The sequence below is a fragment of the Roseixanthobacter psychrophilus genome, assembly GCF_043195195.1.
Lineage (GTDB): Bacteria > Pseudomonadota > Alphaproteobacteria > Rhizobiales > Xanthobacteraceae > NCEH01.
In genome coordinates this window covers 18,265-38,834 of the sequence record NZ_JBAFWT010000033.1, presented here as the reverse complement: position 1 = coordinate 38,834, position 20,570 = coordinate 18,265, and the positions used below count along the sequence as shown (strand labels likewise).

Genomic DNA, 20,570 nt, shown 5'->3' with positions numbered 1-20,570 from the left:
TGTTGCTGGACTTTCATTTCATCTAAAGGCCGCGTTGGATGGCCATCGCGACAGCGCCAACCAATCGATCGTCCGGGAAAAGCCCCAAGGAGTGGAGCGCGCGCAGCCTTGTTTCAAAGTCGGCATAGCTCGGCGTCGCGTAGGACTCGCGCGCAAGCGTTTGTAGCTCACGGCCGATGGCCTGAATGCGCTCCATCCGAGCCCGCTCCTCCTCCGGGCTGGGCCATCCCGGCCCATCCCGAGCGGCCTTGTCGGCGTGTGCCAGGACCCAGCGCGCCACCGCCTCCAGGGCGCCGGCGGCGCTGGCAATAAGGCTGTAGCTGGTGCTCCGCCCGCCGGCCGGATCCCGGGCCAGAATGCCCTTGCCACACAGGTTCTCAATGTCCCGGGCGGCGGTGTCCTGCGAGCACTTGGCGAGGGTGGCGTATTTGGACGAGGTCAGCTTGCCTTCGAAGCCGTTGAGCAGGCGGTTGACCACGAGGCGCTGGCGTGGGTTAAGGGCGCTCCCGGCATGGGCCTCCCAGAACCGCGCCTTGCGCAGAACCGTGGCAAGGACCGCCTCCGCCCCATGGAAGGCGCGGTCCAGGCATTCCAGGAACCAAGCGAGCCACGCCGTGATATCGAGATCACCCTTCTGGGTTCGCTCCAGGGTCTCGTAATAGGTTGTCCGTTCGATCCGGATCTGCGCGGACATGCTGTAGAACCGCTGAGGCGAACTCTCCGAGCGCGCCAGCGCCATGTCGGCGATGGCGCGGGCGATGCGCCCGTTGCCATCCTCGAACGGGTGGATGGTGACGAACCACAGATGGGCTACGGCCGCGAACAGGACGGGATCGATGCCGCTGGGCGCGTTGAACCACGCGAGAAACGCCTGCATCTCGGCCGGGAGGCGCTCCGCGCCCGGCGCTTCGAAATGGACACGCTCGCGCCCGATCGGCCCGGAAACGACCTGCATCGGCCCGGATTGTCCGGTGCGCCACGCGCCTACGGTGATCTTGGCCATGCCGCTGCGACCGGTGGGAAACAGCGCGGCATGCCAGCCGAACAGCCGCTCCTCGGTCAGGGGGGCACGGTAGTTCTGGGTCGCGTCCAACATCATCTCCACGACCCCTTCGACATGGCGATCCACCGGGGCGAGTGCCCCGATGTCCATGCCGAGGCGCCGCGCGATCGAGGAGCGCACCTGCGCGCGGTCGAGCCGCTCGCCCTCGATGTCGCTGGATTTGAGGACCTCTTCGGTCAGGGATTGCAGGACGGCTTCGCCGCGGAGCTCGAAGCCGAGCCCCTCCATGCGGCCGACCAATCGCCCCTGGTGATGCCGCACGGCCGCCAGCGGCGCGGTCAGGGCCGCGTGATCCCAGCGAAGCTGGGGCCAGTCGGGCCGCTCATGGATATAGGTTAGCATTCTCCGCGCTCCATGCGGAGAATGTGAGGGCCAATCTCCGCAAGCGCAAGAGGCGATATCCGCAATTTATGCGGAGTATACCAAGTGCAATCTCCGCATCGTACACCGGCCCGGCGGGTCGACGCCGATCGTGGCCGTCCGCCAACCGCTTCAGCTCGCTGGCCGATGGAGCCGGACTCCGCTCCGCCGTGTCACGATTCTGCCTGCGGCACTCCCTGATCCGTCTCCCGAAATTCCTGCGACTGGCGCGCCCCACGCCGAGGAGGACGCGCAGATGCCCCCTTGCCGTCGAGGATGTCGGCCATCTCATCCGCGATACGGTCCGCCGCGAGCCGCAGCGCTTCGTCGATGTGGATGTAGCGCTGCGTCACGCCGCGCGCCGCGTGGCCGAGCAGCGCCGCGATGGTCAACTCGGAAAAGCCGAGGTCGCCGGCGACGCTGGCGAAGGTATGGCGCAGGGTATGCGGGGTGACGTCCTCCAGCCGCGCCATCGCGCAAACGCGATCGAGCACGCGCACGATCCCGACGAAATGCCCTTCACCCCAGTCGGCCGGGAAGAAGAAGCGCGAGCCGGCCTGTGGTTGAGCCAGCAGCAAGTCGATGGCGGCGCGGCCGATGACCCGCGTCTGCGCGCCGCTCTTCGTGTCGGGAAATCGGATCGAGCCTTCCTCGTCATGGAGCCAGGCATGCTCCAAAGCGAGCCCCTCCATGCGGCGCAGCCCCGTCATCAGAAAGAAGCGGATCGCCGCGAGGCCGGTCGGGTGCTCCCCCTCCTGCTCCGCGGCCCGGATCGCTTGGCCGAGCTTTTCGATCTCGGCGCGACTCAGCCGGCGGTCGCGCGGCGTGCTGGCGAGGCGACGCACGCCCCGCGCCGGGTTACTCTCGATCTTTCCCAGCCGGACACCGTGCTCGAAGATCGCGTGCAGAGTCGACATGGTCCGCGCAGCGACGCCCTCGCCGCCCGTCGCGGCACCGCCGCGACTGCCGGTGCGGGGCTTGGACGTCTTGCCCGCCGCGATGTCGGCCTGTGCCCCCTCGATATCGCCGAGCTTGAGCGCGCTGACCGCGCGCTTCCCGAGGAGCGGCCGGACATGCACGTCGATGCGGCTGCGATCCATGGCAAGCGTTGACGCTTTGATGGGGCGGCGTCTCTTACCGAGGATCCGGCCGGCCTCCGCCTCGGCCAGATACCAGTCGCACACCTCAGCAACGGTGATGGCGTCACTGGCCGCCGCTTGCTTTTCCTCGAGAGGGTCGACGCCCCTGGCGATCCGGCCGAGGACGTTCTTCGCCTCGCGCCGCGCCTCCTCCAAGGTCATGACGCCGTAGCGGCCGATCATAATGCGACGGCTGCGGCCTTGGGCGTTGCGATATTGGACGACGAAGGTCTTCAAGCCCGAGGCGACGACCTTGACGCCGAAGCCCCGGAGCTCCTGATCCCACTCGATCGAATACGAACCTTTGACCCCAACCTTCGAAGGTTTCAGAGCATCGACCGTCTGTTTCGTGAGCTTTGCCATTATATGTCAGTGTGTTAGCTGAATTTTGCTTACTTTATCACGAGCCGCCCGCCGGAGTAAGCAGAAAGTCAGCCTTTCAGGGCGCGTTCAGAAGCGCCCTGAGGGAGGATCGGCGGCGGAAATTATGAAAAATATAATGTTATTACAGTATGTAATACGAGACCATCGCAATTCTTCGCAGCGTAGCGCAAGCGCCGGTGGCACCTTGCCAAGGTTGGTGTCGTGGGTTCGAATCCCATCGCCAGCTCAAAATTTTCCCAAGAAAATCAGACAGCTAGCAAACGCCTTTCGGGGCGTTTTCTGCTTCCGTTACACTCGGCTGTGCGGCGTGGAAGCGGAATGGAAGCATCGGGACGAAAGTCGCCGGCTGTCATGGCGGGCGCTCGGCGGCTCTCCGTCGTCGCGGGCAAGCGAGAGCCTGACCTTCTCCGCATTCAAATGAGCCCCGGCTTGGGCTCAGGTCATCTGCGGAGGAGGCCCCCCAGTCATCTCTCGTATCTCGGGAGTGTCAAAGAGTGAGAGGTTGACCGGGTTTGCCATGGACCTGCCGGCGGCGCCGTCGGCCTTGATCCAAGTGGATGCGGTCGACTCGCGCGCCGCCCACGGAGTGGACGATGGCGGCTCAGTTGGACACCACGCACGTCCTCGACCATCGGCCGCGCCGGTCGGCGCTGAAGTCACGCTGAGCGTTTCGCTCGCTCCCAGTCCATCGGAGCTCTAGAGCTCCGGCCGCGGAGCCCGGGGCTCAGCGATCAGGCGACGAGAAGGTTCGCGAGGAGGCAAGCTGCGGATCCAGGTGATCGAAGGACAACCATGGGCCCAGGCGTGCGAGCAGGCATTGCATCAGGCGATTGTGATGGCGGAAGCGAATGGTTGAAGGGACCAGACGGCTGCCGAAGCGCAGCTTGGAGGCGTAGGCGGTCTGCCCGGTCTGCAACTCGCCTACGGCCCGCTCCAGGCAGAAGCGCACGTTCGCCATCCAGCTGACCGCATAGAGATTGTGCTCGCGCGCCAGCGGGTCGCGCATGCCCAGGAACTTGTCGATCACCCGGTCCGGTTCGACGAGAAGCAGGTTGAAGGCCGCGAGGGTATCGCCGACAAAGTAGAGGGCGAAGACGGCGCGCTCTCCGAGCGCCTCGGCGACGGCCGCGAAATAGCCCGGCGGCAGCACTTCGAGGTCTCCATAGTCGAGGCTGCTGCGCGCGCGCGTTGCCTCGTAGAGAGCTTCGATCTGCCCCTCCAGCCCGGCGATGCCGATGCGATGCTCGATGCGCACCGCGCCGGCCTTCGCGAGCTTGCGGCGGATGTCCTTGCGCGTCGCCCCGGAGAGCGATGCAAGATAGCCCTCCGCGTCGGCGAAGGGCAGGTCGAGCGTGGCGACCGGCAGGCTGTTGAGGCGCGCGAAACCGGCGCGCCGGAGCATCGGCGCGAGCGCCGCATCCTCACGAGGGGCGAGATCCTTGAACGCGACGAGATGCGCGCCTCGCGCCCGTGCCTCGTCCTCCAGCGCGGCCAGCAAGGCCTCCATCGCGCCAGCGCGGGCCGTCGCATCGAGGCGCGAGGCGAAGCCGAGGTGGCAGCGCTCCGCATAAGGCGAGCCGACGCACAGCACCCGGAGCGCCGCGAGGCCGGGCACCAGCCGGAAGGCCGCTTCCGCCCACCGCCGCGCACGCCCCTGCAACGGCGTATCGAACCGGTAGGCGAAGGGAAAGACCGGCGCCACGGCAGCGACGCCGACCGGATCCGTGACGACCACCGCTCCGCAGCACAGGCCGACACCGGAGGCGACGGCCGCGCCGTCGCAGGCGCTGAAATAGGCGTGGTTTTCCGCCTCGCCCGGCAGGCAGGCGTCCCAATCCGACGCCGCGATCTCGGCGATGCTGACGACGACCCGCCCCGCGAACATCGTCATTGCCCCGCGACCACGCGCGCACGGCCGGGCCGCACGGAGCCGCCCGCGGCCGCGAGGCGATTTGCGAGGGCGAGCGTGCGGTCCACCACGATGCCGCGCTGCTGGTCGATGGTGACGAGGTGATAGCAATCGTCGAGGATCACCGCATCGACGAGCCCACCCAGGCGATGCTGGATCTCGAAGGCGTTGGAGAGCCCGGCGATATCGTCCTCGCGCGCATGCACGAGCAGCGCCGGGCAGGTGACGGCGGGCATCCGCGCGCGCGTCGCCGCGACAAGCCGCCAGAGCTGCTGGAGCGCCCGCGCGGGCGTGCCCTCCAGCCCGGCCAGCCCCGTGTCGCCGGAGGCCATCGCCTCCATGATCGTCTGGCGGGTGCGCCTGTGCTTGATGCCGTAGGGCTCGCGCTCGGAAAAGCTGTAGCGGCGGCCGAGCGGCGTGTTGATCAGCCACTTCAGCAGGAAGGCGTAGCGCGGGATCGACCAGCCGTCGTAGCGCAGGGTCGGCGCGTAGAGCGCGAGGCCGTCCACCTCGGCGGGGCGCTCGGCGGCGACGTGGATGGCCAGCACCGCGCCCATGGAGAGCCCGCCGACGATCACCCGGTCGCACTCGGCGTGGAGGGAGGCCAGCGCATCGAGGGCGCTCTGCGCCCAGTCGCGCCAGCCGGTGGCGAGCAGGTCCCCCTCGCTGCCGCAATGGCCGACGAGCTGCGGGCAATGCACCGTGTGGCCGGCGACGTTGAGCGCCCGCGCGATGAGCTTCAGCTCCACCGGCGTGCCGCCGAGGCCGTGGAGCAGCAGGAAGCCGGTTCGCCCGCCGGCCAGCCTTATGCCGTGGTCGGCCGTGGCGAACCGGGCCGCAGGACCGTCCTCGTTTCGCGACGGGCGCGCGTTCCTCGACATTATGACAGCACCCGGTCGAAGAGGTCGATGAGCGCGGCATTCACCCGCGCATTGACGGCGAGGTCGTCGGCGCTGGGGCGCAGGAGCGGCGGATGGTCGAACCTGGCGAGGGCCGCGCGGAACGGGTCGGAAAAGCGCGGCTCCGACCAGTCGCCGCAGACATCCACGCCGGCGATCCGGCGCGTGCCGGCAAGGCGCTCGACAGCCGCCAGCAGATGGCCGAGCGGCAAGGCGCCCTGGTCCCAGTTGGTCAGCGCATCGCCGCGCGCGAGCACATCCTTGTCGATGGTGATCCATACCGCGCGGGTCGGAATTTCCTCGACGAGCTCGTCGAGGAAGTCCGTCCAGCTTTCCTCGGCCAGATTGCGCCAGTGCAGATGGTCGCCCTCCTGCCGGTAGCACCGCGTGTGGCCGTAGCGACCCCAGACGCGCGACGGGGGATGCCGCCAGGGATAGAGCGCGATGCGCCCGTCGCGGACCGCCGCCAGATTCGCGAACTGCAATTCGGGCCGCACCAGATCGCTGCTGCACGGGCCGATGGTCACCACCTTGCACACCTGCCGCAGGCTCAGCGCCCGGTTGACCCAGGCGCCGCAATTGTGCGTGGCGGGGAACCGCACCCAGTCGGGATGATTGTCGAAATGGACGATAGTGACGGGCTCGTCCAGCGCCGCCACGAACCCAGCCGTCAGGTGATGGAAGTCGCCCGAACCATAGAAGGTGACGGTCGCGCCCGCCCCGCCCTCCGCCGGCGGGAGCCGGGAGGCGAGGCGGCGCAGCGCCCCGCGGCTCGCGACGATGCGCAGGCTTCCGGCGAGGTCGACGGCATCGATGCGGGTGGCCGTCCCCGCATCGATGCGCCGGCGCAGCGGCTCCTGCGACGGCAGGCTGCCGTCCAGATCGATCACATGAAACCGCGCCATGGCCGCGCCCATCAAGCCGCCGCGACGCGGGCGAGCAGTTGGTCGAGCAGAGCGATGGCGAGATCGATCTCGGCATAGCTCATGGTCAGCGCCGGCGCGAGGGTGATGACGTTCTTGTGGTAGCCGCCGATGTCGAGCACGAGCCCGTAGCGGCGGCCGGCGACTTCGAGATCGGCCTTCATGCCCTCGTCGCACATGAGGTCCACGAGGCGCTTCGCCGGCGTATAGCTGTCGTGCGCCTCGCAGATCTCCATGCGCAGCGCCATGCCGAGCCCGTCCACGTCGCCGATGATCCTGTGGCGGCGCTGCAAGTCCCTGAGACCCTCCAGGAAATACGCGCCCTTGGCCATGACCATGGGCTCGTACTCCTCCTCGGCCATCATCTTCATCGCCTCCAGTGCGACGGCGGTGCCGAGCGGATTGGCGTTGAAGGTCGAATGGGTGGAGCCGGCCGGGAAGATGGTGGGGTTGATGAGCTCTTCCTTCGCCCAGACGCCGGACAGGGGATTGAGGCCGTTGGTGACCGCCTTGCCGAAGACGATCATGTCCGGCTGCACACCGAAATGCTCGATCGACCAGAGTTTTCCGGTCCGGTAGAAGCCCATCTGGATCTCGTCGACGACCAGCAGGATGCCGTGATCGTCGAGCACCTTCTTCAGCCCCGTGAAGAAATTGGGCGGGGGAATGACGTAGCCGCCCGTGCCCTGCAAGGGCTCCACATAGAAGGCCGCGTATTCCGCCTCGCCGAGCTTGGGGTCCCAGACGCCATTGTACTCGCTCTCGAACAGCCGGGCGAACTGCGCGACGCAATGTTCGCCATACTCCTCCTTGCTCATGCCCTTCGGCCCCCGAAAATGGTAGGGAAAGGGGATGAACTGCGCGCGCTCGCCGAAATGGCCGAAGCGGCGGCGATAGCGGTAGGACGAGGTGATGGCGGACGCCCCGAGCGTTCGGCCGTGATAGCCGCCCTCGAAGGCGAACATCAGGCTTTTGCCGTTGCTGGCGTTGCGCACGATCTTGAGGGAATCCTCCACCGCCTGGGCGCCGCCGACATTGAAATGCACCCGTCCCTTGGCCCCGAACTTGGCCTCGGCATCCTTCGCGATCATCGCCGCGAGCTCGATCTTCTCGCGATGGAGATACTGGCTGGCGACCTGCGGCAGCGTGTCGATCTGGCGCTTCAGCGCGGCGTTGAGGCGCGGGTTGGCGTAGCCGAAGTTGACCGCCGAATACCACATCTGCAAGTCGAGGAAGCGGTTTCCGGCCGCATCCAGCATGAAGGACCCTTCGCAGCCCGAGAAGATCTTCGGGAACTGCGTGTAATGGACCGTATCGCCATGGGAGCAATACACGGCCTCAAGCGCGAGCAGGCGCGCCTCCTCTGCTGCGAGGCCGGCGCGCGTCTCCGCGCTGGCGGCGGGCGAACGGTCGTGCTGGAGAACGGCGTTATCCATTGATCTTGTCCTCGAGTTGACGGGGTGCGGCCAGCAGCGGCGCGCCGGCCAGAACGGCTTCCAAGCGCGCGCTGGCGTCCGCAAAATCCGCGATGGGGTGGTGGGGGATGCCGGCCTGCGCGCAGTGGGCCACGAGGCTCGCCTTGGCAAAGACAAGGTCGGCTTCGCCCGCCACGCAGAAATCCGAGCGTCCGTCGCCCACCAGCAGGTTCAGCGGCCGCGCCAGCTGCGCGGCGACACGGCACTTGCAGGTGCCGCTGCCACAGGTCCCGCCCGGCGCCGCATGAGGCGACAGCAGCCGCCAGCGGTCGCTGCCCATCCACCGCAGCTCGTTGGCGACCACCGGGATATGGCCAAGGCCGGCGCGCGCCATGACCGTGCGGATTGTCCTGTCGAGGCCGTCGGAGACGATGGTGAGGGGGATGGCGTGGCGCCGGCAGAGGCGCGCGAAGTCCGGGAAGCCGGGGTCGATCGCCGTCGTGGCGGCGAAGGTGTCGAGCACGTCGGGTGAGACGCGCAGCAGATCGACCTGCCGGGCCATGCAGGCGCGCGAGCCGATACGGCCGGCGTGCCATTCGGCCTCGATCTCCTCCCAGCCCGGCGCGGCGAAGCGTTCGAGCACGCGATCGGTCGAGTCCTTGACGGAGATCGTGCCGTCGAAATCGACGATGGCCTGCCAGAGGGACGGCGGCGAGTGTTGCGCAGGGGGCAAGGCGGGCCTCACAGGGACGCGAGCGGGTGAGCCTCCACGATCAGCACGGCATTGACGCCGCCGAACGCGAAGCTGTTGCTGAGGCCGATCGCGCCGGCGATCGGCTGGTTCTGGGCGCTGATGGCCAGCGGATATTCGGCCTGCGCCGCCTCGAAGCCGAGGGTGCCCGGCGCGGTGCGGAACTGGAGGGCGAGGATCGTCGCGGCAAGCTCGACGGCGCCGGAGGCCCCCAGCGTGTGGCCATGGACCGGCTTGGTCGCGGAGAGCGGAATGCGCGACGCATCGGCGCCCAAGACCGCCTGAAGGGCCTCAGCCTCGGCGGCGTCGTTCAGCCGTGTGCCGGTGCCATGGGCGTTCACGTGGCAGATCTCATGCGGCGCGAGGCCGGCATCATTCAGGGCGGCACGGATGGCCGCCGCCGCGCCACCGGCATCCGGGCGCACCAGATCGGCGGCGTCGGAAGTCGTCCCGTAGCCGCGCAGGCGCGCGAGGACCGGCGCCCCCCGGCGCGCCGCCGCCGCGTCGCTCTCCAGCACGAACACGGCCGCCCCCTCGCCCAGCACCATGCCGTCGCGGTCCACGCAGAAGGGCCGGCAGCGGGTCGAGGTCAAGACGCGCATGGCCTGCCAGCTCTCAAGGGCGCACGGTGTGAGCGAGGCCTCGGCTCCCCCCACGAGCACGCGATCGGCGAGGCCGGTCCGGATCAAGATCATGCCGAGCCCGATGGCCTGCGCGCCCGAGGCGCATGCGCTCGATATGGCGAGGACGGTTCCCCGGCAGCCCCAGCGGCGGCTGAGCAGCGCGGGGGCCGCATGGGCCATCAGCCGGGGAATGGTGAGGGGATCGGGCCGTCGCTGCTCCACATAGAGCCCGTGGTGGCTGTCGTCGATGGAAGTGGCACCGCCGATGCCGGTTCCCAGCACCACCGAAGTCCGCGCGCCCGCCAACTCTTCCGTGTCGAGCCCGGCCGCAGCGACCGCTTCCTCCGCGGCCAGCAAGGCCAGCACGCTGAAGCGGTCATAGGCGCGCCGGCCGCCGGCCGTCTCCGCCGCATTGCCCGGGAGATCGCCGATCTGCGCGGCCCGGAACGCGCGGCGGCCGAAGGCCCGCGGCAGCACGACCTCGCCGATGGCGCTGCGCCCCTCGAACAGCGCGCGGGCGAAGGCGTTCCGGTCGAATCCGGCGGCTGAGACGACGCCGAAGCCGGTGATCGCGACACTGCTCATGACTGCAGCGCAGGCGTCGCGCGCTTGATGGAGTCCGCGAGCAAAACCACGAGTTCACCGAGATTGCGCGCCTCGCCCCAGCGCAGCTCGCTTCCGATCTCGATGTCAAAGGCCTGCTCGATTCCGTTGATCACCATGACCGCTTCGAGCGAGTCGAAATCCAGCTCGTCGAGGGTAGCAGCGGGTTTCATCGTGGCGCGGTCCAGCATGCCTTCCCTTGCGATCAGGTCCACGAGGCGCGCGACGAGCTCGGGCTCGACGGAAGAGGGCCAGGCGTCGTCGGGCAGATTGGCTGACAATGGGGATCTCCGATCCGAATGCTTCTGAGGAGAGCGATGCGGCCGGCGGATTACGCGGGCATTACGTGCGATTTCTGCGCCTTACCTTCACGGATTGTGAAAGCGCACATAGACGCGCTGGCCGATCAGGAACAGCTCCGGCCGGTCGATTTCGAGGACGCCGTCCGCCACGCGCACGTCGGCGCGCTCGGTCGGCCCCTCGCCCGTGCGGCGGTTGTCGAGGAAGGCGCCGACCCTCAGAACACGGCCGGGCGCGCTCGTGCGCTCGTCGCTCTCCGCGACGATCTCGGCGGTCATGCCCGGCTTCACCAGCCGAACGAAATTCTCCTGGATCTCCGCCCGCACGATCAGCGGCGCATCAGGGATCACGACGAACATCTCCGTCGCCGCGCTGGCGGACACGATGTCGCCCGGCTTCACCGACCGGCGCGCGACACGCCCGGCGAGCGGCGCGCGCACCTCGCGGCGCTCGCGCTCGTAAAGGGCGCTGTCGCGGCGGGCGAGCGCGAGCGCGGACGCGGCCTCGGCGCCTTTCAGCTCGCCGGTCAGCGTGGCCATCGCCGCCTCGGCCTCGTCGAGGGCCTGCGCCGAGACCGCCTGCTCCTTCGCCGCGCGGCGGGTGCGATCGAGGCCGCGCTGCTGTATGGCGCGCCGCCGCTCCAGCGCCGCCTGCCGGGCCTTCGCTTCATCGAGCGCAGCCTCGGCCGCGGCGAGGGCGAAGGTGGCCTCCCGCGCCGAGAGCCGCGCCAGAACGGTGCCGGCCTCGACGCGCTGGCCCTCGGCCACCAGTACCTCCTGAACCTCGCCGTCCCGCGTGGCGAGAATGCGCGACAGGCCGCCCTCCACCTCCACGCGCCCGCGCGCCGCCGCGATCACGGGCGCGCCGTCCGGCTGCGGCTCGGCGTCGACCCGGCTGCTGTTGATCACCATCACGATGCCAGCAATGATGCAGACGGCGAGCGCCAGCACCACGGGGGCGACGGTCGCGAAACGCAAGAGCTTCATGGGCGGGTCTCCGTGGCGCCGGATCTAAAAGGGCCGCGACTGTCGCGGCGGAGCCGGCCGTCCTCCATCTCGATGACGCGGTCGGCGCGAGCGATCAGGCGCGGGTCGTGCGAGACGCAGACGACGATGGTGCCGCTGCGGTGGGCGATCTCGCGGAGCAGGTCCGTGACGATGGCGCCGTTCACGCTGTCGAGGGCGCTGGTCGGCTCGTCGGCGAACAGCAGGCGCGGGCGCTTGACGATGGCGCGCGCGATCGCCACCCGCTGCTTCTCGCCCCCCGACAGCTCGGCGGGGCGCAGATGCTGCCGCTGGCCGAGCCCCACCATGCCGAGCACCCGGGCGGCCGCGCGCCGGCCCACGTCGTGCGGGATGCCGCAATAGTCGAGCACGAGCTGCACCTGTTCCAGCGCGTCGAGCGCCGGAAACAGGTTGAAACCCTGGAAGACGAAGCCGCAATGGACAAGGCGGAAGGCGTCCCGCGCGGCATCGTCGAGCGCGCAGAGGTCGGTTCCGAGCGCGCGCACCTCGCCGTGATCCGGGCGCGACAGGCCGCTCATCAGCGACAGCAGAGTACTCTTGCCGCAGCCAGAGGGACCGCTGATGAGGGAGAGCTCCCCCGGATAGAGCGCGAGCGAGACATCGCTCAGGGCCTGCGTCCGGATGGACTGGACGACATAGGATTTCTCCAGCCCCCGCACGCGCAAAGAGACGTCGGCCATCATCGCAGCAGCGCCGCTGGATCGGCATGGCGCAGCCGGCGCAGCGCGAGCACGCCCGCAAGCAGCGCAACCGACAGGACGAGCCCGCCGGACAGCGCCATAATGCCGGGGCCGAGCGCGAAGGGGATGCCGTTGAGATAGGCCAGCACCGCGGCGAGCAGGCTGCCGGCCAACCCCAGCACCAGGCCGACCGCGCCGACCCACGCCGCCTGCTCGACCACGATGCGGCGCAGCTTCGGAAACGGAACGCCGATGGCCCGCAGCGTGGCGTATTGCGGCGTCGAGGCCGCGACGGCGGCCGTGAGGGTCTGGCTGGTGATCAGCGTGCCCACCAGCAGGGCGACGATGGTTGCGAAGATGAAGCCGACACCGGCGCCCGACTCCAGCAGCCAGTAGCGCACGGAGCGGCCGGCCAGATCGTCTGCGGTCCAGACCTCGAAGCGCTTTCGGGTCTCGGGTTGCGAGAACCGGGCCTTCACCGCCCGCGCCGCGCCGGCGGAGCGCAGGGCCGCGAGATAGTAGGTGATGTCGCCAGCGGCCGCGAGCGAACGGTCGAGCGCCCTGACTGTCGTGAGGGACGCGACGATGTTGACGCCGCCCATGGCGCGCATGCCGTCCGTCGTGCCGACGACCCGGACCCGCTGCCCGTTGATCTCGGCGGCGCCGCCGATGGCCGTCCCGAGCTTGTCGAGGTCCGCCGCGTCGACCAGTACGGTCGCCGGCTCCGTCAGCAGCGCACGCTCGGAGTGTCGCATCGCCTCGGCGAGGCCCAGCCCGTCCGGCCGCGTATCGATGCCGATGAGCGTCACGCTGACGCCGCCGCCGCGCGGGCCGCGCCAGTCTCCGGAGCCCAGCAGGAGGGGTTCGACGCGCAGGATCCGCGGATCGACCAGCAACTCGGCGGCGGCGCCGGCATCGATGCTGCGACCGAGATCGGCGCTCTGCGTCCCCGGAAAGCCGATCCACAGATCGGCGCGCGACTGCGTGACCGGCAGCGCGTTGGTGCCGACGATGCCGAGCAGCAATGCGCCCTGCACGATGATGAGAACGCCGGAAAAGCCCACGGACATCACCGCCGGCAGGAAGCGACGCCATTCGTGAACCAGCGTCTTGCGGGCGAGCGCGACCGCCATCAACCCCGTGCCTCCTGTGCCAGGGAAGGCGCGGCCGCGCCCAGCGCCTTGTAGAGCGCGACGGTCGCCAGCCCCTCGGCCTCCTGCGCCACGGCGAGGCGGCGCAGCGCCTGGATCAGGCCGGCGTCCGCGTCCGCGTGGCCGCCCGCATCCGCAAGCCCCTCCCGATAGAGCACGCCGAGCCGGCGGGCCTGCTGGCGGTCGGCCTCGATCGCCGCCGCAAGGCCTATCGTCGCCCTGCGCGCCGCGCGCCAGTTCGCAAGCGCCCCGGCCGCCTCCTGATAGGCGGTGAGGACGCCCTGACGATAGGCGGCCAGCGCCTCGTCCAGCGCCGCGCGCCGGGCATCGACCGCCGCTTCCCGCCGGCCATGGTCGAACAGGGGAATCTGGAGGGACGGCCCACCGGCGAGGCCCAGCGGCGAACTGGCCGACGGGAGGCCGACGCCGATCGTGCCGCCGAGCCGCAGCTTCGGATAGAGATCCGCCTTCGCGATCCCGACATCGGCGGCTGCCTTCAGCACCCTCTGCTCGGCCGCCCGCACATCTGGCCGCGCCCGCAGGAGATCGGCGGGCCGCCCGGCCTCCGGACTGTCCGGCGGAAGTGGCTGGCGCCCCGAGGCACCGAGGGTGTCGTCCGGCACCGGGGTGCCGAGCAGCGTCGCGATCTGCTGGCGCAGGGCGGCCGCGCGGGCATCGAACCGGGCGAGTTCGGCCTGCGTCTCCGCGACGGCGGCGCCGTCGGCATCCGCGCCGGGCGGCGCGAGGCCGATCCGCGCCCGGCTTCGCGCGGAGCCGGCGCGCCGCTCCTGCGCCGCGAGGAGAGCGGCCGACAGCTCCCGTTGCCGCGTCACCGAGCAGAGGGAGATGTAAGCCGCCGCGACCTCTGCCGTCACCGCGATGCGGACCGCCTCGAGCTCGTCGCCGGCGATGGCGGCCGAGGCGGCAGCCGCCTGGCCGGAGCTCTCCGAGAGGCCGAACAGGCCCACATCCCAGCTTGAATCGAACCCGGCGACGACCGGCTGCCGCAGGGGATCCTCGAACGGCTCCGCCGACGTGCCGGCCAGCGCCTGCCCGCTGCCACCCACGCTCGGGAGGAACAGGGAGGATGCGGCGCCCGCCTGGCTGCGCCCGGCCGCAAGTCGCGCCTTCGCCTGCGCGATGGACAGGTTCTGGCGGGCGGCCTGGGCGACGAGGCGGTCGAGCGCCGGATCGTGGAAGCGGCGCCACCAGCCGTCGATATCCCGCCGTGGCCCCGGCGCGGCCTCCTGCGCATAACGCGCGGGCAGCGCCGGCGCCTCGGCGACGACGGGCTCCAGCATCGAGCAGCCCGCCAGCAGCAAGACGCCCGTGAGCGAAAAGGCCAAGACGCGCCCGATGGGGCGGCCCGAAGCCGACCGGTCGGACGGCCGACCGGCCGGCGCACGCCCATCGCAAAGCATGGAAAAAGGTTCCAGAAGCATCGTCCGTCATGTGGAACGCGTCGGCGTTCACGCCATCTGCAGGGCGATCGGCGCGAGGCCGGCCAGCCGGGGAACCCGGAAGCGAGGATGCCGGCGGGTGTTACGGTCCAGCGGCCCTTCCGAGCGTGAGGGCATTTTGCGCGGCGCGATTACGCGAGCATTACACCCCGTGGACCGCGAACGGAGCCGCGGCAGAACCGGCCACGCGCGCGCCGACGCTTTCGATCGCGGTTATGCGCCCGCGCGCCATGTGGACGATGCGGTCGGCCGCGTCGAAATAGCGGTCGTCATGCGACACCGCGATCACGGTCTTGCCGGCCTGCCGCAGCTCCGGCAGGAGCTTGCGGTAGAACAGGTCCCGGAAGTCCGGATCCTGGTCCGCCGCCCATTCGTCGAACATCAGGATCGGCCGGTCCTCGAGCACGGCGTGGATGAAGGCCAGCCGCTTGCGCTGCCCGGTGGAGAGATCAGTGGTGGTAAGACGCCCCCCGACCACGGCAACCACTCCGGCGAGATCGAGGCGCTGCAGCCAGGCACTGAGCCGCAGTTCGCCGCCAGGCCCGGCCAGTATCTCGTCGAACAGGTAGTAGTCGGCGAACACGCCCGAGAACAGCTGCCTGTAGCCCTCCAGCCCGGCGGCCGGGACTGGCCGCCCGTCCAGCAGCACCGCGCCGGCGCACGGCCGGTACAGCCCGAGCAGGATCTTGATGAGGGTCGTCTTTCCGCTGCCGTTGCCGCCGACGATGAAAGTGATCTCGCCCTGCCGGATCGTCAGATGCGGGATATCGAGCGCGAAGCCGCTCGCGCGTCCCTCGCCCGCGAAGCTGTGGCGCACGCCCTCCAGGGCGAGGCTGTCGCAAAAGGGCGGAGCGAGGTGCTTGCCCGCCGCTCCGTCCGGGCCCGCCTCGGCGAGGCCGGCCGTTAGCGCGCTGATACGGCGCAGGGCGATCTGCGCCTGGCTGAACACCGGCAGCGCGCTGGCCAACTCCTCAATCGGCCCCTTGGCGAACAGCATCACGATGATGAAGCCGGTGATCACCTCGTTGTCGATGCCGAGATGGGGCCGCAGCACCAGGACGATGCAGACGAACAGAAAAATCAGCGCGATGCTGATGGTATCGACGGCCCAGAACAGGGCGTAGGCCCGGCCGTTGACGGCGGCGATCCGGTTGGTGAGGGCGCCGATGCCCTGCCGTTCCACGCGCAGCCGGCGCGGGCGGTTGAGGCGCAGTTCCTTGGCGCCTTCGATGATGGCGCGATACTGATTCTGAAGCTGGTCCTCGAGACCGCGCGCCTCGTCGAACCGGGCGAGCCAGGCCCGCATGGCAAAGTTGTTGAGCACCCCGCCCAGGACCACCAGCACCAGCCCGAAGCCCACCATGGGCACCGACAGCACGAACAGATAGGCGAGGCAGCCCAGAACCATCGCCAGCGCCGTGGTGTAGCCCGCGAAATGGTTGCCGAACTCGGCGATCTTCTCCACGTCGCCGTTGAGCACCGCCAAAAGCCGCGGGCTCTTCATCTGCTCGATCTCGGCGAGCGGCGCATCGAGGATGCGGTGGCAGACCTCCTGCCGCAGCCGCGCGACGATGCGCTGCCCCAGCAGGCTGTTGCCGACGCCGGCGATGAGCTGGCCGGCGAGGCTGAGCAGGCACAGCGCGGCAAGGCCGATCATGACCCCTGTCGAGGCGGCGGAGGCGAGCGCGCCGTTGATGAGCGACAGCGCCCAGGCCATGGCGCCGCCGCCGGCAGCGCCCGCGAGGCTCGCCAGCACGATGAGCCGCCAGAAGGGGCGCAGAAGGCGCAGGACCTCGCGGAGAAGGTACGGGGTCGGCTCGACGGAAGAAGGCGGGGCGGGCGCGCCGAGAGGAGGATTCATTGCAGGGTCGCAATCATGGGATCGTCGCAATCAGGGAAGGATCGAGAGACCTCGCCGCGCACCGGCGCGCTAAGGAGCCGGCGGCGATCGGGGCGATGGGGCCGCATCAGTGACCCCAGTCGTCGTCGTCCCAGGGATCGTCCTCGAAATCCTCGTCCCAGCCGTCCCGATGGTAGGTTCCGGCGACCGGATGCTGCGGCACGGGAACGATCCAGACCGGGTGGGGACGGTAGACGTAGACCTGCGGAGGCGGCACGGCGAAGACCGATCCGGCCAAGGCTCCGGCAGCGGCTCCCGCGATGGCGCCGGCAAGGAGATCGTCGCTGTCCGCCGCAGCGGGGGGCGCGCTCAGGGCGGTCGCGACGGCGGCACCGAGTAGAAGCATGGCGATGGTACGCATGATGAACCCCGAAAGAATGGAAGACGTGCGCCATTCTCGGACCCAGGATTACCGACGCATTACGAGCGCGCCGGCGGAGCATCATTGCGGAAAGCTCAGGCTCACCGTGGTGCCGCCGCCCGGTGTCTCCTCGATGGAGAGGCCCGCGCCATGCAGCGCCGCAACCTGCGCGACGATGGCGAGCCCGAGGCCCGTGCCGGCGGAATCCTGCTTGCCGCGGGCGAACGGCTCCATGACCGTGCGGCTGCCATAGGCTGTGCCGATGCCGGGGCCGAAATCGATCACCGAAACCCGCCGGGACGCCGCCACCACGACCACCACCCTGCCCCCGCTGCCGCCGTGCTGGATCGCGTTACGCACGAGATTGGACAGGCCGATCCCGATGGCCTGCGGCGAGCCGGAGACCATCACCGGCCCCTCGCCCCGCAGCTCGATATCCACGCCGCTCGCCAGCGCGGTCGGCACCTCGCGGGCCGTCGCCTCGCGCACGACCGAGACGAGATCGATGGGCTGCATTTCCGTGGGCTGGGAGGTGAGCCGCGCGAGCTGCAGCAGCATGGTCACCGTCGCCGACAGCGATTGCAGCTCCGCCACCAGTTCCGTCTTGATCTCGCGATCCTCGACGCGCTCCAGGCGCGTGCGCAGGCGGGTCAGCGGCGTGCGCAGCTCATGGGCGGCATTCGACAGGAAGCGCCGCTGCTCCGCCGTCGCGGCATCGATCCGGTCGAGCGCGCGATTGAAGGCGAGGGCGAGCGGCTTCAGCTCCGAGGGCTGCTGATCGACCGGCAGCCGCGCGCCCTCCCAGGCACCGATCTCCTCGGCCGCGGCGGCCGCCCGGCGCACCGGCCGCACGATCAGCGCCGGCACCACCAGGATGGTCGTGAGGATGATGATGGTCATGACCGCCGCCAGAACGGTCGAGGGCATGTCCGGCTCGCGCAGCAGCGACATCACGACTTCCGTGCTGGTGTAGACGGCCCCGCCGAGGGCGATGAGCATGTCGGGGCTGTCCCCGGCGCGCGTCGAGCCGACAAGCTGCATCTCCGGGCCGCTCGCGTCATAGGCGGATCGCGCCTGTGGGGCATCCGGCAGGCCGAGGCCGGCGCGCACGCGCGGGGGCACCTCGCCATGGGAAAGGCTGCCGTGGGGCGTGCTGACCACATACCAGAGCTGCGGAAACTGCCGCTGAAGCGCGAGCAGCCGGCCCGTCGGCGCCAGCAAGGGGCGGCCCGCCTCATCCGTCCTGACCGAGCGCTTGATCTCGGTGGCGACGTCGGATTGCGCAACGTCGCCATCATCCCCGTAGAAGGCGATGAAGCCGACGAAGAGGCAACACAGGAGCGCCGAGATCAGGCCTCCAAGCAGCATCGCGGCCGACGAAGCGATGGATCTCTTCAGCAACATCCTCATTCAGCCATCAGGTAGCCGATTCCGCGCAGGGCCTTGATTTCCGCACGGCAGCCGGCTTCCCGCAAGCGCTTGCGCAAGCGAGACAGATGGGCGTCGATGGCATTCGACTGAATCTCGTCGTCGAAGCCGTAGACCGCATTGTCGAGGGATTCGCGCAGCACCACCTGTCCCGCCCGGCGCATCAGCGCCTCAAGCAGGGCGAGCTCCCGGCGCGGAAGGATCAGCGGCTGGTCATCCACATAGGCGGTGCGCGCGAAGGTGTCGAAGCGCAGGTTCGACACGCTGGTCACACCCTTCTGGTCGAGCTGGTTGCGCCTGAGGACCGCCCGCGCCCGCGCGATCAGTTCCACCGGCTCGAAAGGCTTGGCGAGATAGTCGTCGGCGCCGGCATTAAGCGCCCTCGCGATCTCGTTGGGATCGTCCAGCGCGGTGAGCACCAGGATGCTCGGGCGCGGACTGAGCATGCGCATTCGCGCGATCAGCGTCACCGCGTCGCCGTCCGGCAGCCGCCGGTCCATCACGACCAGATCGAAGGGGCGCACCTTCAAGGCGGCCTCGGCCTCGTCGAGCGTCGCCACGCGATCGGCCCCGCCGAGCGCGGCCTCCAGCGCATCCCGCAGCCAGGGGCCGAGATCGGCATCGTCTTCTATGACGAGTATGCGCACGGATGGATGCCCTCTTCGAGTGGCCCCGCTTCTTGGCCGTCATCGTTACATGAAGATTACGCGCGCGCCGAGGCGCGTTCTCGCATCTGCGGCGCCCGGCGGTCGGGGCTGCGTAATGTCCATGTAATGGAGCTCCGATTCATGGATGAGGTGCGAACCGTCGCGCGCGCGGCGGTTTCGGGTGTGCAGGGGTTCAATCGTGTCCCTTCGGCGGACACGGTGCCAACCGAAGCCATCACGCCGTCTTGCGGTGCCGGCATGGTGTCAGCCTTTGTGCCGGACTGATGCCCGCGACCGCGCCGCGTCACCCTCACCGCGGGGCCCGGACCGGGCCTTCAGCCGGATCATGACCTTGGATCACGATAATATGACGCTCGAGCCCGTGGCCGCCGCCGACCTGCCGCGCTACCGGCAGGACCTGCGGGAGGCCTTCGCCGCCGCCGCCGTGGCGGAATTCGGCGCTCTGGCGGAGGCTGCCATCCCGCCCGACGAAATCATCAAGGAGTCCTGCGAGGCACCGGGCGCGGAGGTTCTTCACATCGTGCGGGATGGACACAGGGTCGGCGGCGCCGTCGTGATCATTGACAGACTGACCGGGCAGAGCGCGCTCGCCCTGTTCTTCGTGGCCGTGGGCCATGAAGGCCAGGGCATCGGCAAACGCGCCTGGAAGGCGATCGAAGCCCGCTATCCGCAAACGCGAGTGTGGACGACCCACACCCCCTATTTCGAAAGGCGGAACATCCACTTCTACGTCAACACATGCGGCTTCAAGATCGTCGCCTATTATCACGCCGGCCACCCCGACCCCCACCGCGACGATCAGCCCGAGCTGCCGGGCGGCGGCGGCATGTTCAGGTTCGAGAAGGTCATGGCGGGGCGGGACTAGACCGACCTGCCGCACCAAGCCCGCCCGCCTCCGGCCAAGCCGAGGCACAGCCACACGGAACAGGACGTCTTTCATGCCTCAATCGCTGCACGCCGGACAGAGCGTCGTCTACCCGCGTTCCATGCGCATCCTGCACTGGGTGCGGGCGGTGCTGATCCTCGCGCTGATCGCGGCCGGCTGGTACATGACCCGGCTGTCCGAAGACGATCCGACCGCCGGGTTCTTCTATGTGAACCACAAGCAGTTCGGCATCCTGGTCTGGCTCGTGGCGCTGGTGCAGCTGACCTTGCGCTGGCACTACAGCGCGCGTCTTCCCGGCATGCCCCCGGCCCTGCGGGGATGGGAGAAGATGCTGTCGCACGCCACCCACCGCCTGATGATCGCGCTCACCGTGCTCATCCCGCTGCTGGGCTACGCCATGTCGAGCAGCTTCACCCAGAGCGACGGCGTGCCGTTCTTCTTCCTGCCCCACCTGCCGGAACTCCTGCCGAAGAACGACGCGGCCTTCGCGGTGTTTCAGGCCCTTCACAAATATGCGGCCTATCTTCTCCTCGCCTGCGTCGGCCTGCACGTGGCGGGCACGCTGAAGCACCATTACGAGGACAGGAACGGTCCCACCGACGTTCTGCCGCGCATGTGGCGCAGCCGCGCCTGACCCCCAAC

20 protein-coding genes are annotated in these 20,570 nt (G+C 69.3%); 3 read left to right on the top strand and 17 right to left on the bottom strand.

The genetic code is table 11. The annotated features are described in order from the left end of the window. Window positions 1–22 precede the first annotated feature (22 nt). The 17 genes from V5F77_RS22145 to V5F77_RS22065 all read right to left on the bottom strand — a co-directional run bounded on the left by V5F77_RS22145 (window position 23) and on the right by V5F77_RS22065 (window position 19,021). Window positions 23–1,405 carry a Fic family protein gene (locus V5F77_RS22145; RefSeq protein ID WP_429007519.1) on the bottom strand — a complete coding sequence of 461 codons (1,383 nt, stop codon included), beginning with the start codon at window positions 1,403–1,405 and terminating at the stop codon, window positions 23–25. A 191-nt stretch (window positions 1,406–1,596) separates the two neighbouring features. Further along, window positions 1,597–2,925, bottom strand: a complete 1,329-nt coding sequence (locus V5F77_RS22140) for a tyrosine-type recombinase/integrase (protein WP_429007518.1) — start codon at window positions 2,923–2,925, stop codon at window positions 1,597–1,599. Between the two features lie 745 nt (window positions 2,926–3,670). After that, the gene (locus V5F77_RS22135) at window positions 3,671–4,837 is read right to left on the bottom strand and encodes a GNAT family N-acetyltransferase (protein WP_429007517.1); all 1,167 of its coding nucleotides are present in this window, start codon (window positions 4,835–4,837) and stop codon (window positions 3,671–3,673) included. Next, window positions 4,834–5,736 carry an alpha/beta hydrolase gene (locus tag V5F77_RS22130; RefSeq protein WP_429007516.1) on the bottom strand — a complete coding sequence of 301 codons (903 nt, stop codon included), beginning with the start codon at window positions 5,734–5,736 and terminating at the stop codon, window positions 4,834–4,836. The genes V5F77_RS22135 and V5F77_RS22130 overlap by 4 nt, the downstream gene beginning before the upstream one ends. Further along, complete coding sequence (locus V5F77_RS22125) at window positions 5,736–6,659, bottom strand: arginase family protein (protein WP_429007515.1); 924 nt, start codon at window positions 6,657–6,659, stop codon at window positions 5,736–5,738. Before V5F77_RS22125 ends, V5F77_RS22130 begins: the two co-directional genes overlap by 1 nt. An 11-nt stretch (window positions 6,660–6,670) precedes the next feature. Next, on the bottom strand, window positions 6,671–8,113 hold the full coding sequence (locus V5F77_RS22120) for an aspartate aminotransferase family protein (protein WP_429007514.1): 1,443 nt from the start codon (window positions 8,111–8,113) through the stop codon (window positions 6,671–6,673). Then, entirely contained in the window at window positions 8,106–8,825 is a 720-nt protein-coding gene (locus V5F77_RS22115; protein ID WP_429007513.1) for an MtnX-like HAD-IB family phosphatase, read from the bottom strand. Before V5F77_RS22115 ends, V5F77_RS22120 begins: the two co-directional genes overlap by 8 nt. 8 nt (window positions 8,826–8,833) lie before the next feature. Next, the gene (locus tag V5F77_RS22110) at window positions 8,834–10,051 is read right to left on the bottom strand and encodes a beta-ketoacyl-[acyl-carrier-protein] synthase family protein (RefSeq protein WP_429007512.1); all 1,218 of its coding nucleotides are present in this window, start codon (window positions 10,049–10,051) and stop codon (window positions 8,834–8,836) included. After that, the gene (locus V5F77_RS22105; RefSeq protein WP_429007511.1) at window positions 10,048–10,350 is read right to left on the bottom strand and encodes an acyl carrier protein; all 303 of its coding nucleotides are present in this window, start codon (window positions 10,348–10,350) and stop codon (window positions 10,048–10,050) included. Before V5F77_RS22105 ends, V5F77_RS22110 begins: the two co-directional genes overlap by 4 nt. Before the next feature lie 87 nt (window positions 10,351–10,437). Beyond that, entirely contained in the window at window positions 10,438–11,355 is a 918-nt protein-coding gene (locus tag V5F77_RS22100; protein WP_429007510.1) for an HlyD family secretion protein, read from the bottom strand. Beyond that, entirely contained in the window at window positions 11,352–12,077 is a 726-nt protein-coding gene (locus V5F77_RS22095; RefSeq protein WP_429007509.1) for an ABC transporter ATP-binding protein, read from the bottom strand. The genes V5F77_RS22100 and V5F77_RS22095 overlap by 4 nt, the downstream gene beginning before the upstream one ends. Further along, window positions 12,074–13,207: an ABC transporter permease gene (locus tag V5F77_RS22090; protein WP_429007508.1), complete on the bottom strand. Its 1,134-nt coding sequence runs from the start codon at window positions 13,205–13,207 to the stop codon at window positions 12,074–12,076. The genes V5F77_RS22095 and V5F77_RS22090 overlap by 4 nt, the downstream gene beginning before the upstream one ends. After that, window positions 13,207–14,571, bottom strand: a complete 1,365-nt coding sequence (locus V5F77_RS22085) for an efflux transporter outer membrane subunit (RefSeq protein ID WP_429007507.1) — start codon at window positions 14,569–14,571, stop codon at window positions 13,207–13,209. The genes V5F77_RS22090 and V5F77_RS22085 overlap by 1 nt, the downstream gene beginning before the upstream one ends. 256 nt (window positions 14,572–14,827) lie before the next feature. Then, the gene (locus V5F77_RS22080) at window positions 14,828–16,546 is read right to left on the bottom strand and encodes a cyclic peptide export ABC transporter (protein WP_429007506.1); all 1,719 of its coding nucleotides are present in this window, start codon (window positions 16,544–16,546) and stop codon (window positions 14,828–14,830) included. A 106-nt stretch (window positions 16,547–16,652) separates the two neighbouring features. Beyond that, window positions 16,653–16,946 carry a hypothetical protein gene (locus V5F77_RS22075; RefSeq protein ID WP_429007505.1) on the bottom strand — a complete coding sequence of 98 codons (294 nt, stop codon included), beginning with the start codon at window positions 16,944–16,946 and terminating at the stop codon, window positions 16,653–16,655. Between the two features lie 81 nt (window positions 16,947–17,027). Further along, on the bottom strand, window positions 17,028–18,356 hold the full coding sequence (locus tag V5F77_RS22070; protein WP_429007504.1) for a sensor histidine kinase: 1,329 nt from the start codon (window positions 18,354–18,356) through the stop codon (window positions 17,028–17,030). Continuing rightward, on the bottom strand, window positions 18,353–19,021 hold the full coding sequence (locus V5F77_RS22065) for a response regulator transcription factor (protein WP_429007503.1): 669 nt from the start codon (window positions 19,019–19,021) through the stop codon (window positions 18,353–18,355). Before V5F77_RS22065 ends, V5F77_RS22070 begins: the two co-directional genes overlap by 4 nt. Before the next feature lie 141 nt (window positions 19,022–19,162). On the opposite strand from V5F77_RS22065, the gene V5F77_RS22060 reads away from it, so the two are divergent. The 3 genes from V5F77_RS22060 to V5F77_RS22050 all read left to right on the top strand — a co-directional run bounded on the left by V5F77_RS22060 (window position 19,163) and on the right by V5F77_RS22050 (window position 20,562). Continuing rightward, window positions 19,163–19,306, top strand: coding sequence for a hypothetical protein (locus V5F77_RS22060; RefSeq protein WP_429007502.1), 144 nt, complete (start codon window positions 19,163–19,165; stop codon window positions 19,304–19,306). A gap of 97 nt (window positions 19,307–19,403) precedes the next feature. Next, complete coding sequence (locus V5F77_RS22055) at window positions 19,404–19,907, top strand: GNAT family N-acetyltransferase (RefSeq protein WP_429007501.1); 504 nt, start codon at window positions 19,404–19,406, stop codon at window positions 19,905–19,907. A 73-nt stretch (window positions 19,908–19,980) separates the two neighbouring features. After that, window positions 19,981–20,562: a cytochrome b gene (locus V5F77_RS22050; RefSeq protein ID WP_429007500.1), complete on the top strand. Its 582-nt coding sequence runs from the start codon at window positions 19,981–19,983 to the stop codon at window positions 20,560–20,562. The last annotated feature ends 8 nt before the right edge of the window (window positions 20,563–20,570 follow it).